Origin of the sequence: Paenibacillus sp. 2KB_22 (genome assembly GCF_052115745.1) — a bacterium.
Classification (GTDB): domain Bacteria; phylum Bacillota; class Bacilli; order Paenibacillales; family Paenibacillaceae; genus Paenibacillus.
Map to the genome: position 1 here is coordinate 2,062,493 of NZ_JBFRHG010000001.1, position 16,304 is coordinate 2,078,796.

Consider the following 16,304-nt stretch of genomic DNA (forward strand, 5'->3'; position numbering starts at 1 on the left):
TTCTATTTTTTATACTTCCAACAAGACATTTTACAATATACCATATAACAAACTATTCTGGTAGGTATTAATTGATATTATGTAATATGCATGTAACAGATTCATCTATTTCTGAAAAAAATACACCAATTCGTGAAAATTGTTCTATTCAACCTCCGGTTAATTTTGTAATATAGGTATATCCGCTTATTCCCAAGTTTTCTCAACCTATAATTTAGGTCTTTCTTCATTGGTAGATAGGTCTTATGAGTACGGAAAAGCGACAATGTTAATGAACTTGACGTGAAAGGATGATCATATGTTTCGTAATCGCACCGTTGCCGGTAAAATCAGAGGCACCTTGTTCCTCGTTCTGCTGGTTGCTTCCCTGTTGTTCAGTATTAGTTTCTATGCCGTATCGATGAATATTATTCAAAGTTACGTTCTTCCGCAGTTCGACAAAGTCCTAAACACGTCCATTCAGGATATATACAAGAACACTTCGGCATCCAAAATCCTACAGGTACAGAGTGGCGGAGCCGGTGCTGAAGGTGCTGCCATGACCGTGGAATCGTATCTGGCAGATAAAGCAAAAGAACATAATCTGGATGCAGCTTACGTTGTCGCTATCCAGGATGGCTCAGCCAAAGTTGTTGTGGCCAACTCTTCCTCAGGTATGAAAGCCCAGGATGATATCACGGTAGAGCCAGCAATGAATACAGCCATCGAGAGCAAAGAAATGGTAATCAGCGAAGTCTATTCCGATTCCTTCGGTGTACATAAGGCAGCATTCATTCCAATTGCAGGAAGTAACATGATTATGGCTGTAAGCATGGATGCCCAATTCATTCAGGATAAGATTACCCAGATTTTCTGGCTATGTCTTGGGATTACAGCATTAGTCTTTGTACTCGGCTGGCTTATCACCACTAGTATGATCAAAAGAGTAACCAAACCGATCATCAAGCTCGTCCAACATAGTAAACAAATATCCCAAGGTGATCTGACCGCTGAACTCCAGATCAAAGGCAAAGATGAAATTGCCCAGCTCGCTTCAAGCTTCCAGACGATGACGCATAATCTGAAAGAAATGATCAGCCGTGCCTTGTCCACGTCCAATGAAGTTGTGTCAGGCTCCAATGACTTGCTTCAGCGGGTTGAATCGATGTCCGGTATGGTTCGAAACTCCAGCCGCTCCGCTGAAGATGCAGAGAAAGGTAGCATCAGCATTGCGTCAAGCGCATCCGAGAACGCCAGAGCCATGGAAGAAATTACGCAAGGTATCATGCATATTGCTTCTTCTTCCGCTGAAGTGTCTGACCAGATTGGTGAAGCAGCCAACGAGGCAGTTAACGGTAACCGACTGGCTCAGAATGCCATTGAGCAGATGGAGCGTGTAGGCCAGACAGCAAGCGAATCGTTGCGATATGTGGAAACCATGAATGAACGTTCGGTAGCCATAGGCACCATTGTTGCTTCCATTTTTGAGATCACCAAACAAATTAACATGCTGTCACTTAACGCCTCTATTGAAGCAGCACGTGCCGGAGAGCATGGCCGCGGATTCGCTGTTGTTGCTGGAGAAGTTCGCAAACTTGCCGAGCAATCCAAGACAGCCACCGAAGAAATTTCGGATTATCTGGGTACCATTCGTGAAGATGCTGAACGTTCCGTTGACGCCATGAACCGTGTAACCCAGGAGATTGGTTCAGGTACAAATGTTGTTCAACAAGCAGGTTCAGCCTTCAAGCAACTGAATGAGTTGATCCAGAACGTCAATCTGACCATTCAGACCGTCTCTGCTTCGACACAACAAGTATCCGCTGGTGCTGAAGAAGTGAGTGCGTCCGTTGAAGAAACGGCACAGATTACGACCAAATCCCGTGAGAGCATGTTACAGATTGCTTCAACAGCAGATCTTCAGCTCAGCGAGATGGATTCACATTCGAATACGGTTCGCCATCTGCATGAACAAGCTGTAGAGCTGCAATCCGCTATGAAGAAATTCAAAATAAACTAACAGGTATACCATTAACCCATCATCACCTGATTTAAACCTCATTTAATCATAGGATATACAATACCCCCATGCCGCTAACATTCCGTTTCCAAAGAACGGTTTGTCGGACATGGGGGTATTGTTGTATATAACGATAATGCCTTAGCTGTACTAATGATGTTCACTCCGGTAACTTAATACCCATAATCTCGTACACACGCTTCATATCCAATGCCGAACGCAATGATTCGGCTACCCGATCGAACTCCATCTCCTTACGTTCATGTACACTATATGTCTCCTGAAGTGGAGCCAGTCCCTTTCCTGCACGCAAACCATTAAGCCACGAACGGCGGAACAGATCACTTTCAAACAAACCATGCAAGTAGGTTCCCCACACGCTGCCATCCGCTGATCCCCAGCCCTCTTGGAAAGGTTGCCCACCTGGATGTGAGATTTCAAACAACGTGGTTACACGTTCAGGCTCGTGGCACTCCGTAACGCCCATATGAATCTCATATCCGTTAACAGGTAATGAAGCATCTGTTACATCTAGCTCACCATACAGACGAATAGGGTGATTAGGCTGCACCCGTCCGGAAGCTCTGACGGTCTGCTTGTTCTGAAGAAACGTTGTCGATAGCGGGAGCCAACCAAGCCCTTTCGCTTCCTGGATCTGATTCGCTTCCACAGCGAACGGGTCCTTCAGATGACGTCCCAGCATCTGGTATCCGCCACATATGCCTACGAGCTGAACATTCTCACGCTCAGTCTGGCTGGCAATCGCTTGCTCCAACCCTGACTCTCGCAGAAACGCCAGATCCCCTATTGTATCCTTCGTACCCGGTAGCAGAATGGCATCCGGACTGCCCAATTCCTCTGACGAGGTCACGTAACGCACATTCACATCCGGTTCACGAGAAAGGGCATCAAAGTCTGTAAAGTTGGAAATTCGCGGATATCGGATCACCGCCAGATCCAGCTCGGTTTTGCCGGACTTCCCATGACGCATGGAGTCCAGCACCACTGAATCTTCCGCTTCAATCTGAATATCTCTTATGTAAGGCAATACACCTAATACTGGAATGCCTGTCCGTTCTTCGAGCCAGTCTAGTCCCGGTTGCAACAGGGACAGATCGCCGCGAAACTTGTTAATTATGAATCCTTTGACACGAGCTACTTCATGCGGTTCCAGCAGCTCCAGCGTACCTACGATGGAAGCAAACACCCCGCCCCGATCAATATCGGAGATCAGAATCACCGGCGCATCGGCCCAGCCTGCCAGATTCATGTTGACGATATCCCGGTCCTTCAGATTGATCTCGGCAGGACTGCCCGCTCCTTCCATCAGCACAATATCATAGGTATCCCGTAGCCGGTTCAAGGCATCCATAACCGTCTGCTTTGCTTCAGGCAGGAAATGCTGACGGTAGTCCGAAGCACTCATCTGGGCAAAAGGTACACCGTGTACCACGATCTGCGAATGCATGTCCCGCACCGGCTTGATCAGGATCGGGTTCATGTCGGTTGTCGCCTCAATACCGCAGGCCTCTGCCTGTGCCCCCTGGGCCCGACCGATCTCCTTGCCATCTTCCGTCACATAGGAATTCAGTGCCATATTCTGTGACTTGAACGGAGCAGGCTCGAAGCCATCCTGTTTAAAAATTCGGCACAATGCCGTTGTAATCACACTTTTACCTACATCGGAAGCCGTTCCTTGCAGCATGAGTACTGCCGCTGTTTGCTGTACAAGCTTACCCTCCACGATCTTTCCCCCTGTCTCCGTGTTATCTCCAGATCACCTTGCTGCCAACCTCATGCGTAACGCTATCCAAACTGCTTCACACTTCAAAAGTTAAAGCCAGAACAGTCCTTGAAGCACGCTCAGCACGGTCAACAAAACCGCCTCCAACAGCTCATTCATGGCACCATACGTATCCCCGGTTAAACCGCCGAGCCGCTCACTGATCCGGGCAGCCACGAATCGGCCGATGTAATAACACGCCACAGGCAGTATAATAACCGCCGTCATCGGGTATAGCCACCATGGCAGTGTTCCCAGACCACTCACCATGGCATCTGCAATCCCCATATCCGGCTTGAATAGCCACACCGCGGCAAACGTAACTGCCCCTGCGATCAAGGTCAGCCCCACGGCTGAGCTGCGTGCTCGCTGGACTTCCTTCCGCTCACCGAGACCTTTGAACAATACGGCAAGTCCATCATCTCGGCGCGCATTCGGCCAGGCTGACATGGCATACACCATGAACCAGCGGCTCCAGATCATGGGCAGGATCAGCAGCGCACCGTACACCCAGTGGCCCCGGGCAATAAAGTCGGCGATCAGCGCCGCTTTCATCATCATCAGCAAGACGCAGGCGATCACGCCCATGGCCCCCACTCGGCTGTCCTTCATAATCTCAAGCATCCGCTCACGGGTACGATAACTGAGCAAGCCATCCGCCGTATCCATCCATCCGTCAAGATGAAGGCCACCAGTGAGCCATACCCATAACGTCAAGGTCAGGACAGCAGCCGGAAAGGCTGGAAGCACTGCACCGCTTAAGGCTCCCGCGAGCCAGACACACAGACCGATTGCAGCACCGACCAGCGGATAAAAGACAACACTTTCCCGCAGCAGCGGCGGGACAAAATCGATTTGCATTTTGACAGGGAAACGGGACAAAAATTGAAAAGCGGCTGCCGCCGCCGTATGTTTGCGCTGAGGAGCAGGCGTGCCATCCTTCATAAGCGATACTCCTTGCTTTTTAGCTCAATCGCGATGCCTACGGTCACCAGGAACACTTCACCGCATATCGCCGCAATGCGCTGATTCAGTAGACCGGCCAAATCCCGATATTTCCTGCCAAGGGCATATTCTGGTACGATTCCGTCCCCCACTTCATTCGTAACCAGAACAAGCAAACCGGGATAGGTTCGAATCGCTTCAACCAGCGCGTCCAAATGTCCCTGTAACACCTGCTTCTCGTCATGCTCATGTGCTAACAAAACATTCGTCAGCCACAGCGTCAGGCAATCCACCAGAATGGTGGGTGCAGAAGTCCCTGTATGCCCTTCACCCATGCGGCTTATCAAAGCAGGCAGATGTATCGGCTCTTCCATCGTATGCCACAGATACCCTGATGCCTCGCGCTGATGCTGATGCATGGCGATACGCTCACGCATTTCATCATCGTACGCCTGGGCTGTCGCCACATACCAGGCCTCCGAGGAACGCTGCATGCAGAGACGTTCGGCAAAGGAGCTTTTGCCACTGCGTGCCCCGCCCGTCACCAGTACACTCATCGGGAACCCTCTCTTTGCACGGATGAGTCATCCGACGCAGCAGAGTCCAGAGCAGGGCTTGTCCCGTCCGAGACACCCGCGCTTGCAAAGGTTGCCATCTCGTTCAGAATAAGACATGCTGCGTCAATTAGATGAAGACTGAGCACACCACCTGTGCCTTCACCCAGACGCATGTCCAGATCCAGCATCGATTTCAGGTCCAGTTCACGCAGCAGCGCTCCATGTCCATTTTCATGTGAAGTATGAGAAGCGATCATATAAGCTGTGCTCAGCGGTGCAAGTTGTCTCGCAACCAGCGCTGCTGCGGTAGAGATGAACCCGTCTACAACGACCGGGCAACGATGAGCAGCTGCTGCGAGGATAACCCCCGTGAGTCCGGCAATCTCCAGTCCACCCACCTTGCACAGAACATCCAGTGCATCTTCCGGGTTCGGTGCGTTTACGCTAAGCGCCCGGCTGACTACAGCAGCCTTGCGCTGCAAGCCTGCATCATCAATGCCGGTACCTCTCCCCACGGCAGCGGCAGGGGCAACTCCGGTTAGTGCGCTCATTACCGCAGCACTTGCAGTGGTGTTGCCAATTCCCATCTCCCCAGTGACAAACAACTGTGTTCCCTTCGCCACCTCTGCCGATACAACTTCGGCTCCCGCAAGGATAGCCCGAACTGCCTCATCCCGGGTCATCGCTGCGCCTCGGGCCATGTTGGCCGTGCCTTTGCGAATTTTACGGGTGAGCAGGCCCGGATGTTCAAGATCGGCATTCACCCCGATATCCACACAGATCACATCAGCACCTGCGTGACGTGCAAGCACATTCACGGCTGCGCCCCCAGCGAGGAAATTCATGACCATCTGCGGGGTTACTTCAGCAGGAAAAGCACTGATGCCTTCTTCCACTACGCCGTGATCTGCGGCCATGACAATGACCGCCCTGTGATCAAAACGCGGACGTACATTGCCCGTCATGCCTGCCAGGCGGATTACCAACTCTTCCAATTTGCCCAGACTCCCCGGCGGCTTCGTCAACGAATCCACGTGCGCAGAGGTCTCTGCCGCCACTTCCTGGTCAGGAGCGGTAATCCTTTGGGTTAATTGCTCCAACACCTGTTCATTATTCATACAACCAGCACTTCCTTCATCAAAATATGGGTTGCCCGCTTCAATTAATCGATGTCCCGCCGCAGCAGCAGTTGAGGTATCGCATGGTCGGGATGGGAAACAATTGCGGGTTTGACGCGAAATATGTCCTGAATATTCTCATCGTTGATTAACGTATGAGGCGTCCCCTTTCCCACCGCTACGCCCTCTCGCAGCGCCAGAATGTGATCGCAAAATAACGCGGCGAGATTCAGATCATGCAGCACAGCCACAATCGTAATGTTATTTCTCTGTCGCCATGCCGATAACAATTCCATGAATTGCAATTGATACTTAATATCCAGAAACGTAGTCGGCTCGTCCAGCAGCAGCAACCGCGGCTCCTGAGCCATAACTTTGGCAAGTGCGACCCGTTGTCGTTGCCCGCCGCTGAGTGCATCCAGCGGTCTGTCCGCCAGCTCCGTCAATCCCAGGTCTTCAAGCACTCTGTCTACCACAAGTGCCCCATCACCCGCTTCCCGCCCCAGCCAGTTCTGGTACGGATATCTCCCCATCTCCACCACATCTCGTACGGGATAAGAGATGGGTGGCAAGCCGTCCTGCTGCAATACAGCGATCATGCGCGACAGGTCCTTACGGCTGTATGAGCCGATGTCTCGACCATCGATACGGATCTGACCTTCGCTTAACTGTTCCGTTCCGGCAATAAGCTGGATCAGAGTGGACTTGCCGCTGCCGTTTGGACCGACAACGCCCCACCAGTCACCTTCACCAACATGCCAGTCTACACTACGCAATGCCTGGTGATTGCCATATGACTTCCCTGCTCCCTTAATGGAAATAAGGGAAGTTGAGTTTGAATCGGTACTGGAATTCATGGCATCATCCCCTTCTGCAACTTTTTGTTCCGGTGCAGCAGGTAAGCAAAGAACGGCGCACCAACAAAGGCGGTGACGACACCGAGCGGAATTTCAGTTGGCGCAAGCAACGACCTGGCGATGGTATCGGCCCACACCATGAAGATTGCTCCACCAATGGCAGACAAAGGTACCAGCAGTCGATAATCCGGCCCCACCAGCAGCCGCAACATATGCGGGATCACTAATCCAACAAATCCGATGACACCTGATACCGAGACAGCACCTGCGGTCAGCAGTGTGCCGACTGCCAGCACGGACAGCTTAAGCCTGTCCACGCCAATCCCGATATGTGCCGCTTGACGTTCTCCCAGCGCAAGCACATTCAACGAGCGTGCCCGGCTCCAGAGAAAGACCAGCCCTAACAGAAAATACGGGAAAAGGATGGCCGTATACGACCACCCACGCAGAGCCAGACTTCCCATCGTCCAGTATATAATTTCATTAATCGTCTGTTTCGACATGGTCGACAGGAAGGAAACAACTGCGCCCAGGAAACTTTGCATGACCACACCAGCCAGAATGAGGCTATGTGTAGGTATTTTGCGCCCTTCACGAGCCAGTGCCATAACAAACCATAACGTGATTACACCCGTCAAAAATGCAATCAAGGGTAAGGTCCAGATTCCAATCAGTGCATACTGCAATCCGAAGAAAATCAGGAAAGCAGCCCCCACCGATGCACCGGATGATACACCCAGCGTAAACGGATCGGCCAGCGGATTACGCAGCACCCCCTGGAAGCCCGCACCCGCAATGGCTAGTGAAGCACCCACGAGCACAGCAAGCAGTACGCGCGGAAAACGGACTTTCCAGATAATCTGTTCGGCCGCCTTATTCCAATCCGGTGTAATCCAGTCGCCTACCCAGGGAATTTTGTGAATCAGAATACCTGCAATATCCCGGATTGGCAACGCTACTGAACCAATGCCCGTGCAGATGAGCACAGTGAGCACCAGCAGCACCATGCCCGTCGTCCCGAACAGGATCAGCTTTTTACTCATTGGAACAAGTCAGGGTAGATCGTTTTGGCTACTTCTTTCAACCCTTGAGTTACCCGTGGACCCGGACGGCTCAGCAGGTTGGCATCCAGGCCAATAACCGCGTCATTTTTCACAGCAGTAATTTGATCCCAGCCGCTGCGCGCCTTGATGATTTGATCCAGTGTTTTGGAGTTCTCATCAATCACATCGTTGGCATACAGGATCACATCGGGGTTGGAGGCAATCACGTTTTCTTCATTAATTTCATACCAGCCCTCTTTGTCCGAAGCAATATTGCTACCTCCGGCTACAGTGATGAGTTCATCCATGAATTCGCCTTTACCTACAGTCCAGCCTGGGGAGAACTCAACGTATACTTTTTTCTTATCTTCCGTTTTAACGGCCTTCACCGCTTCGGTTACATCCGTCACATCCTGTTTCATCTGAGTGATGATTTCTTGTGCTTTTTCCTGATGATCGGTGATTTTACCGAAGGTTTCGATATTGTTCATCACATCGTCGATGGATTTAGGATCCGTTTTGAAAATGGTAATACCCAACTCGCGCAGCTTCTTCACGGCATCCTCGCTCATCGAGATACCTGTGAAGACGATGTCGGCTTCAGCTGCAATGATGGACTCTTCATTGGGCTTGGTGATCCCGCCCATTTTCGCTTTGGTTGTTGCTGCTTCAGGATAATCATCATAGTCGGATACACCAACGATCTGTTCATCCAATCCAAGGGCAAACAGGGACTCTGTCTCAGCCGGAGACACGGATACAATTTTGGCTGGCGCCTTTTCAAAAGTAAACGATTCACCCGTTGCATCTGTAACGGTAAGTGGATATTGTGTTTTGAGGTCCGTCTGCGCCTGGCCTTGGGACTGCTCCTGTGCCGGTTGCTGTGAAGTACCTGTGCCCTCGTTCGTTGTTGCATTGCCACATCCGGCCAAAGCCAGTGCGAGTGCCGCTGCACTTAGCAGGGACGCTACGCTTTTCCAATTCTTGAAATTCATTCTGTTATTCTCCCCTTCTCTATTTGTGCTATTTTCTTGCATCGTGCTTAAACTCCTGCTCCCATGCCTTGGTGTTCCTGTATAAGGTTTGAACTGCAACATTTACACGTTAACGGAGAGTGCAGAACCGATCTGAAGAAACGAAGTGTTCGCTTAAAGCTTTCTACAAGAAAGCTAAATCGGAAGCATACGCTTATCACCGGATTTCCCCTTTCAAAAAGGGCATCAAAAAATCTGGGGATAACAGCGATCGGAAGATGGTACTGCAATCGTAGTGACCTCGTGTAAAATTGGTCTCGTTCATCTTACATGAACAATAAAAAATCCCCAATCCATACGTCCAGGATCAGGGATGACGTCTCGCATATGGCGATCTGTACATGTTCAACCAAAGGTTGTCCATGCGCATAGAATAGCCCGAAACGCTGTCCTTTCCTCGAAGGAACACCGGTTTGTACGTCCAGGGCAGGTAACCTGACTTACAGGAATCATCCTGTTTTACAGTGGCGGGACCGTGCCGGATTTGCACCGACTTCCCCATTTCACCCTTGTGTGTTTCACGACTCGTACTAATCTGCCATGAAAACAGCCTTCACACGCGGGACCCTTGGTCGCTGATATGGTAAACCATTGCCGTGTAATTTCTGCATGTTGCATACTCGTTGAGGCTTCACTGCCTGAGCGTATCTGTATCCATGCTGAAGTCACACTTCTGTTGTGATTATAGGGTATATTGTACATCCTTACAACCCGATTGGCGGAAAAGTCACTCTGCTGCCAAACCATTGATTCCCCTGTCGATCAAGCTGAACCTGAATCGCCTGTCCCGGTACGACATGTGTATCCCAGAACCCAAGCCCGGCAATCAGACGGGACAAGGCATACCGGATGACACCACCATGCGTAACCACAACCATGGTAGGAACTTGCCCCTCATCAACGTGGATCGAAGGACGACCCTCCAACAACATCTCTTGAAGAAAGGAATCCATTCGCCCCGTAAACTCCTGCCACGATTCCCCACCGGGCGGAGTGACCTTCTGCGGCGCATCAATCCAGCTTCGGTACACAGGGTTATCCTTGAGCTGCTCATACGTCAGCCCTTCCCACTGTCCAAAATCATTCTCGCGCAGGCGCGAGTCGAACTTCACCTGTCCGCTGGCATCAGGAAGAATCTGTTCCAGCGTCTGCCGGCAGCGAAGAAGATCACTGCAATATAGCTCGTTCCACGGAACATTGCTCAATTGTTCATGAAGCGGAGCCAGTTCTTCTTTGGCATCTGGCAGCAGACCGATGTCGGTATGCCCCAGGTATCTTTTTTCCACATTCCACAGCGTTGTCCCGTGACGGACCCACAGAATGTTTCGTTTCAGCGGACCGGGTTGATCCCTATGTACTTCATTGCCTGCATTTCCTTCATTTACGGCCATAACAGCGTCCCTCCTGCCAGCCACATACCCAGCGTTATGAACACGCACAGTACAACAAAAGCCCCTGCCGACCAGAACATCAGGCGTGATGTTCGCACAATATCCTCGGCTTCCATCGGCCGTTTGGCCTCCCCCATGTAGGCGCGAAACGAAGCAACTCCATGATACACGTTATGTCCACCAAGCCGGATGCCCAGTGCTCCAGCCACCGCTGATTCGGGAAAACCGCTATTCGGACTTGGATGCAGTCTTGCATCCCGTGCGACCATGCGTGCTGCTCCTTTGGCGTCCATCTTCATCACCCACGCACCCACGATTAATAGCATCGCGGTCAACCGGGCAGGTATCCAGTTCGCCACATCATCCAGACGGGCCGAGGCCCAGCCAAGATGCAAATACTTGTCATTTTTATATCCAACCATGGAATCCAGCGTGTTGACGGCACGATAAGCCATAGCAAGCGGAGCGCCTCCAATAAGCGCATAGAATAACGGGGATACAATGGCATCAACGATATTTTCGGCAACCGTCTCTACCGTTCCCCGCACAACCTCCGGTTCATCCAGATGCGCTGTATCACGTCCAACAATCATGCCCAGTGAACGTCTGGCCGCCGGCCAATCCTGCTGCTTCAGATGACGATACACTTCCATACCTGCATCCTTAAGCCCTTTTGAAGCAATGGTCGTTGCGATGAGCACTACTTCAGCTGCCACCGCAATGACAGGATGAATCAGCCCAAGCACATATACAAGTCCCCACGTGATGGCAAAAGACCCCCCCGCGATCACAATCGGAAACAACAGCCCTGCTCTCTTCAGCCCCGAATCTGTGCTCACACGCGAGCGAATGACACGCTCCAACGCCGAGATGCCTTTTCCCATGCCAATCACCGGGTGGGGAATCCAGCGCGGATCTCCGATACATCGGTCCAACAGGTACGCCAGTATAATAATCCAGGCTCCCGCCATGCCTGTCCAGAACGGCCAAGTCCATAGATGCTCCACCTCAAAAGTCATTTGTGCCTGATCCTCTCTTTCCGTACAGTCCGGCCTGAAGGCTCTCCGTCACCGTGTCGTATACCAGTCTGCCAATCGCCGCCCCTGCCGTAGTCGCTGTCCCGGCATAAGCGATCATCGGTTGTGTTTCCTCCACTGCCTGACGTACCGCAAATACAATGGCATCAGTTGTGGTGCCGGTGGCGGGCAACCCGTTCTCCGAATCCAGAACCCCCGCATCCGCCAGCGCTGCCGCTTTGGCTTCCACCGCCGTCTGTACTGCATTCACCATTGCCCCGCTGGTCATGCGTCCATTCAACCAGAGCATGATGTTAATTGTACCTGGGACATAGGATGGCATCGTCAGATTCCGTGCTGAAGGAGCAGAGCGCTCCCTGCCGGAAGACATCGTCTTATTTCCTGCCGCATCAAATACCGTTCTCTCCGACCCCGCTCGTGCGGCATTTGATACACCCGCAGTGGTACAGCACAGAAGGCCAAATTCATCACTTGTATATTCCTGAATGGAAGTATGCTCCAGCCTTACGGCCGTCAATAATCCGGCACATTGATCCCGCGGCTCTTGCCATTCGTTCAGCGCTTGTTCGATATCACGCGGCGGATCATCACAGCGGTAATGCCTGTCCACATAGATGTTAAATATGCGATCCAGTTCAAGCATCCCGCCGCCATATACCGCATTCGACAGCGCTTGGGCTGCCCTTGGACTCTGTGCTTTGATATGTCGTTCATGTGCAGATATGTTCAGTCCTGGCCAGGAAAAGGCCGCATACTCATTCTCGTCTGTTTCTCCATTCGTAAAGTAGTTATAAAACGGGAGTGTCATTGCCGCTTCCCTCCCTGTTCCTGTTCCGAATCTTTCGCCTTCTCCTGCTGACTGGATTCATGAATGGAAGACTGATCGACATTTGGATATCCCTTGGTTTCCAACACGCTGCCCAGCACTTCGAGCAAAGTAGCATTGGCGTCTGCATCCTTGACCGCGAAACGCACATGGCCTTCGTCAAGCCCCGGATACATGGCACAGCTGCGAATCAGGATACCCCTTTGCCCCAGCGCCTCCTGCATGGATGCTGCTGTCCAAGGGGCCGGCACACGTGCCAAAATAAAGTTCGCCTCTCCCGGTGTCACCGCACATCCATACGCCTGCAGCCCAGCGATGAGATGTCCCCGTTCCCGCGTGATCTGTGATAGGGTCTCCAGTTCGTACCGTTCTCCACTGCGCAGACAGGCTTCACCTGCCATAAGCGCCAGACCGTTGACACTCCAGGTCACCTGTTTCTTCGTCATTGCCTGAATATATTCCGCACGGCCCAAAGCATATCCTAGACGCAAGCCCGGAATGGCATAAAACTTCGTCATCGAACGAATGATGATCACATTTGGATAGTCGTTCAGATGTGCTGCCAGGGACTGGCGCCGGGCTACCGGAATAAAATCGATAAAGGCCTCGTCAATGACGAGTACGGTTTCCGTTTTTTCTGCTTTACGGGCAAGTCTTTGCAATACTTCAAGCGGATATTGTACACCGTTCGGATTGTTGGGCTGGCCAAGGAAGAGCAGGTCTACCTTTTCCATGAGCTGCTCAATGTCATTGGGTTCCGCTCGCCACGCCAGCTCTTCCCTGCCCTCCGTATGCACAACCTCGGCACCGAATTGTCGGGCCAACGCCCGGTACTCCGAGAATCCCGGTTCCACCGTACCCACCTTGCGCGGGGCAAGCCCCAGCAGAATGAGCGCCATACTCTCGGCTGCACCGTTGCCCACGGAAATCTGCTCCTGCATCACACCAAGACGCTCGCTCAGCAGTGCTTTGAATCCCCGATGCCCCGGATCGGGATACCGAATTACCGACTGCAATCCTTGCTGTATAGCCTCCAGCACCTCTCTGGGCGGACCGAGCGGATTAATGTTGGCACTGAAATCCAGAAAATCAGTGGCGGCCCTCCCGAATCGTGACGCAGCCGTCTCCACGTCCCCGCCATGTCCGAACACTTCGATATAACCGGTCATTCTTCCGTCATCCTTTCTGTATGTCCTTTTTATTATGGATGGCACGGGAGGTGTGGGTCAATCCTGTTTTCTTTGTGTCCCAACCATAATTCGTTTACAATAGAAGAGGAATTTCGGTTCCGTTTGATATACAAGGTTCACTACATAAGGGACTAGCAATCCCTCACATACATTAATGGAGGAATGACCATGCTGTTTGTAGACAATCAGGGCATTACAGATCCTTCTGTAAACCTGGCGATTGAGGAGTACATTCTGAAACATCTGCCGATGGAGGATGACAGCTATCTGCTGTTCTACATCAACCGTCCGTCGATCATCATCGGAAAGCATCAAAATACCATTGAAGAAATTAATATCGAGTACGTTCAGGATAACGGTGTGCAGGTGGTTCGTCGTCTATCGGGAGGCGGAGCGGTATATCACGATCTGGGCAACCTGAATTTCAGTTTTATTACAGCCGATGACGGTCAATCCTTCCACAATTTCCGCAAGTTTACCCAGCCTGTCGTTGAAGCATTGCACGAGCTTGGTGTAAATGCTGAGTTGACCGGGCGTAATGATCTGCAAGTGGGTGAAAAGAAAATTTCGGGCAATGCCCAGTTTTCCACGCGTGGGCGTATGTTCAGTCATGGCACCTTGATGTTTGATCTGAATCTGGAGCATGTTCAGGCTTCCCTGAACGTCAATCCCGAGAAATTCAAATCCAAGAGCACCAAGTCCGTGCGCAGTCGGGTCGCCAACATACGGGATCTGATTGACACCAACCTGACGATTGAGCAGTTCCGCGATGAGCTGTTACGTCACATTTTCAGAATGGAGCCACAGGACGTCCCGCAATACAAGCTGACTGACAAGGACTGGGACAAAATTAAGGAAATCTCCGCTGAGCGTTATAACAACTGGGACTGGAACTATGGCTTGTCTCCGGAAAGCAATGTGAAGCACACTCGCAAATTTCCTGTCGGCATCATCGATCTGCGCATGAACATCAAGGATGGACATATCGAAGATATCAAAATCTTCGGCGACTTCTTCGGTGTAGGCGATGTAGCGGATATCGAAAATATGCTGCGCGGCAAGCGTTATGAGGAATCCGATGTGCGCACTGCACTTGAGGGCCTGGATGTAAAACATTACTTCGGTAACCTTGAGCTGGAAGACTTTATTGGCCTTGTTTTCCTGGAAGAGTAGGATTTAGATGGAAGTATAGTTTTAGAACGAAGTCTAAGATTACACGTTAACGGAGAAGACAGAATTTATCGGAAGAAGCGAAGCGTTCGCCTTTATCAACGGATTTCCCCTTGGGGAATGGAATCAAAAATCCGGGGATAACAGCGATCGAAAGATGAATCTGTATTCGGAGTGGCCTCGTGTAAAACTTATTTTTTCGTTCGTTAGTATAGATACAGATAAAAAAGGAGAGAAACACAGATGACCTATAAATTAATCGCAATCGACATTGACGACACACTGATCAACGACAACAAGGAAGTAACCCCTGCTACACAGACTGCACTGGAACAAGCAGTTGCCCATGGTGTAACTGTAACGCTCGCGACTGGACGTGCTTATGCTTCAGCACAAGCGCTTGCTCGTCAAACCGGACTTAACGTACCCATCATTACGTATCAAGGTGCTTTGGTAAAAAACCTGCTGGACGAAAAAGTACTTTATGAGCGTTACGTTCCACAGGAAGCTTCCCGCAAATTGTATGATTACTGCCTGGAGAACAATCTCCACCTTCAAACATACATTGACGACAAGCTGTATGCCCGTGAGGAAAACGACAAGCTGCGTGATTATGCCAAATTAAACGGCACCCAATATTATATCGAATCTGATTTCATCAAAGTCATCGAACAAAAAACACCGAAGCTGCTTATTATCGATGAGCCAGACTACTTGGATAAGGTTGCCGTTGATTTGCGTGAATTGCTCGGACCTCAAGTGCATATCACAAAGTCCAAACCTTACTTCCTGGAGATCATGCATAATGAAGGAACGAAAGGCCATGCCCTGACCTTCCTGGCTGATCATTTCGGTCACCAACTCAGCGAGTGTATTGCCATCGGCGATTCCTGGAACGACCACGAGATGCTCGAAGTTGCTGGACTTGGTGTAGCGATGGGGAATGCCATCCCAGCTCTTAAAGAGCTGGCGGACTACATTACGGCAAGCAATAACGAAGACGGCGTAAAAGAAGTTATCGAGAAGTTTGTGCTGAACGCAGAGTAAATAAGATCAATGAACAGCCCTGTCGGCGAATTTCGCTGTACAGGGCTGTTTTTTTGATTTTAAAAATATGTTCATTATCCTGTTTACACGATTATATTAGGTATATTTCTCTGTTATTTTTTATGTTTTGAGAGCAACAATGCGGTAATCAAGGATAATTGTAGTGAAATCGTAATCGCCACAGATAAGATGACACGATTTGTATCTTGGACATCGGCAAAAAACAAAACAATAAAAAATACAATGAATGAGATTACAATGCTAGCTATGAAATTTAAAGTTATTCGTTTCATGTTTTGCCCACTTT

The 16,304-nt window shown here is 50.6% G+C and carries 14 protein-coding genes and 1 riboswitch; of the genes, 3 read left to right on the plus strand and 11 right to left on the minus strand.

Features of this window, described 5'->3' with window-relative positions:
- The first annotated feature begins 298 nt into the window (after positions 1-298).
- A complete protein-coding gene (locus AB4111_RS09120) occupies positions 299-1,999 on the plus strand; it encodes a methyl-accepting chemotaxis protein (RefSeq protein WP_442031274.1) in 1,701 nt (566 codons plus the stop codon).
- Positions 2,000-2,159: 160 nt separating this feature from the next.
- Here AB4111_RS09120 and AB4111_RS09125 read toward each other — a convergent pair whose 3' ends face one another.
- The 11 genes from AB4111_RS09125 to cobD form a co-directional block, all read right to left on the minus strand.
- On the minus strand, positions 2,160-3,704 hold the full coding sequence (locus AB4111_RS09125) for a cobyric acid synthase (protein ID WP_442031607.1): 1,545 nt from the start codon (positions 3,702-3,704) through the stop codon (positions 2,160-2,162).
- Positions 3,705-3,833: 129 nt separating this feature from the next.
- Positions 3,834-4,727: an adenosylcobinamide-GDP ribazoletransferase gene (cobS, locus tag AB4111_RS09130; protein WP_442031275.1), complete on the minus strand. Its 894-nt coding sequence runs from the start codon at positions 4,725-4,727 to the stop codon at positions 3,834-3,836.
- The gene (cobU, locus tag AB4111_RS09135) at positions 4,724-5,284 is read right to left on the minus strand and encodes a bifunctional adenosylcobinamide kinase/adenosylcobinamide-phosphate guanylyltransferase (protein ID WP_442031276.1); all 561 of its coding nucleotides are present in this window, start codon (positions 5,282-5,284) and stop codon (positions 4,724-4,726) included. The genes cobS and cobU overlap by 4 nt, the downstream gene beginning before the upstream one ends.
- A complete protein-coding gene (gene cobT / locus AB4111_RS09140) occupies positions 5,281-6,402 on the minus strand; it encodes a nicotinate-nucleotide--dimethylbenzimidazole phosphoribosyltransferase (RefSeq protein ID WP_442031277.1) in 1,122 nt (373 codons plus the stop codon). Before cobT ends, cobU begins: the two co-directional genes overlap by 4 nt.
- Before the next feature lie 44 nt (positions 6,403-6,446).
- A complete protein-coding gene (locus tag AB4111_RS09145) occupies positions 6,447-7,259 on the minus strand; it encodes an ABC transporter ATP-binding protein (RefSeq protein WP_442031278.1) in 813 nt (270 codons plus the stop codon).
- Positions 7,256-8,302 carry a FecCD family ABC transporter permease gene (locus AB4111_RS09150; RefSeq protein ID WP_307414522.1) on the minus strand — a complete coding sequence of 349 codons (1,047 nt, stop codon included), beginning with the start codon at positions 8,300-8,302 and terminating at the stop codon, positions 7,256-7,258. Before AB4111_RS09150 ends, AB4111_RS09145 begins: the two co-directional genes overlap by 4 nt.
- Positions 8,299-9,297 (minus strand): ABC transporter substrate-binding protein, encoded by a 999-nt coding sequence (locus tag AB4111_RS09155; protein ID WP_442031279.1) that lies wholly within the window; start codon positions 9,295-9,297, stop codon positions 8,299-8,301. Before AB4111_RS09155 ends, AB4111_RS09150 begins: the two co-directional genes overlap by 4 nt.
- Before the next feature lie 447 nt (positions 9,298-9,744).
- A riboswitch (cobalamin riboswitch) is annotated at positions 9,745-9,894 on the minus strand.
- A gap of 146 nt (positions 9,895-10,040) precedes the next feature.
- Positions 10,041-10,727, minus strand: coding sequence for a histidine phosphatase family protein (locus AB4111_RS09160; RefSeq protein ID WP_442031280.1), 687 nt, complete (start codon positions 10,725-10,727; stop codon positions 10,041-10,043).
- Positions 10,718-11,698, minus strand: a complete 981-nt coding sequence (gene cbiB / locus AB4111_RS09165) for an adenosylcobinamide-phosphate synthase CbiB (protein ID WP_442031608.1) — start codon at positions 11,696-11,698, stop codon at positions 10,718-10,720. Before cbiB ends, AB4111_RS09160 begins: the two co-directional genes overlap by 10 nt.
- A gap of 37 nt (positions 11,699-11,735) precedes the next feature.
- The gene (locus AB4111_RS09170; protein WP_442031281.1) at positions 11,736-12,572 is read right to left on the minus strand and encodes an adenosylcobinamide amidohydrolase; all 837 of its coding nucleotides are present in this window, start codon (positions 12,570-12,572) and stop codon (positions 11,736-11,738) included.
- Positions 12,569-13,759 carry a threonine-phosphate decarboxylase CobD gene (cobD, locus tag AB4111_RS09175; RefSeq protein WP_442031282.1) on the minus strand — a complete coding sequence of 397 codons (1,191 nt, stop codon included), beginning with the start codon at positions 13,757-13,759 and terminating at the stop codon, positions 12,569-12,571. The genes AB4111_RS09170 and cobD overlap by 4 nt, the downstream gene beginning before the upstream one ends.
- A gap of 189 nt (positions 13,760-13,948) precedes the next feature.
- Here cobD and AB4111_RS09180 point away from each other — a divergent pair, with 189 nt between their 5' ends.
- Complete coding sequence (locus tag AB4111_RS09180) at positions 13,949-14,953, plus strand: lipoate--protein ligase (protein WP_347388155.1); 1,005 nt, start codon at positions 13,949-13,951, stop codon at positions 14,951-14,953.
- Between the two features lie 240 nt (positions 14,954-15,193).
- Positions 15,194-15,997 (plus strand): Cof-type HAD-IIB family hydrolase, encoded by an 804-nt coding sequence (locus AB4111_RS09185; RefSeq protein WP_062833159.1) that lies wholly within the window; start codon positions 15,194-15,196, stop codon positions 15,995-15,997.
- Positions 15,998-16,304 lie beyond the last annotated feature (307 nt).

Excerpts from the sequence above, each read along its gene's own strand:
- cobS (WP_442031275.1), bottom strand. The coding sequence starts at position 4,727 with ATGAAGGATGGCACGCCTGCTCCTCAGCGCAAACATACGGCGGCGGCA.
- AB4111_RS09160 (WP_442031280.1), bottom strand. The coding sequence starts at position 10,727 with ATGGCCGTAAATGAAGGAAATGCAGGCAATGAAGTACATAGGGATCAA.
- cobD (WP_442031282.1), bottom strand. The coding sequence starts at position 13,759 with ATGACCGGTTATATCGAAGTGTTCGGACATGGCGGGGACGTGGAGACG.
- AB4111_RS09170 (WP_442031281.1), bottom strand. The coding sequence starts at position 12,572 with ATGACACTCCCGTTTTATAACTACTTTACGAATGGAGAAACAGACGAG.
- AB4111_RS09120 (WP_442031274.1), top strand. The coding sequence starts at position 299 with ATGTTTCGTAATCGCACCGTTGCCGGTAAAATCAGAGGCACCTTGTTC.
- AB4111_RS09155 (WP_442031279.1), bottom strand. The coding sequence starts at position 9,297 with ATGAATTTCAAGAATTGGAAAAGCGTAGCGTCCCTGCTAAGTGCAGCG.
- AB4111_RS09125 (WP_442031607.1), bottom strand. The coding sequence starts at position 3,704 with ATGCTGCAAGGAACGGCTTCCGATGTAGGTAAAAGTGTGATTACAACG.
- AB4111_RS09150 (WP_307414522.1), bottom strand. The coding sequence starts at position 8,302 with ATGAGTAAAAAGCTGATCCTGTTCGGGACGACGGGCATGGTGCTGCTG.
- cobU (WP_442031276.1), bottom strand. The coding sequence starts at position 5,284 with ATGAGTGTACTGGTGACGGGCGGGGCACGCAGTGGCAAAAGCTCCTTT.
- cbiB (WP_442031608.1), bottom strand. The coding sequence starts at position 11,698 with ATGGCGGGAGCCTGGATTATTATACTGGCGTACCTGTTGGACCGATGT.
- AB4111_RS09145 (WP_442031278.1), bottom strand. The coding sequence starts at position 7,259 with ATGAATTCCAGTACCGATTCAAACTCAACTTCCCTTATTTCCATTAAG.
- AB4111_RS09180 (WP_347388155.1), top strand. The coding sequence starts at position 13,949 with ATGCTGTTTGTAGACAATCAGGGCATTACAGATCCTTCTGTAAACCTG.
- AB4111_RS09185 (WP_062833159.1), top strand. The coding sequence starts at position 15,194 with ATGACCTATAAATTAATCGCAATCGACATTGACGACACACTGATCAAC.
- cobT (WP_442031277.1), bottom strand. The coding sequence starts at position 6,402 with ATGAATAATGAACAGGTGTTGGAGCAATTAACCCAAAGGATTACCGCT.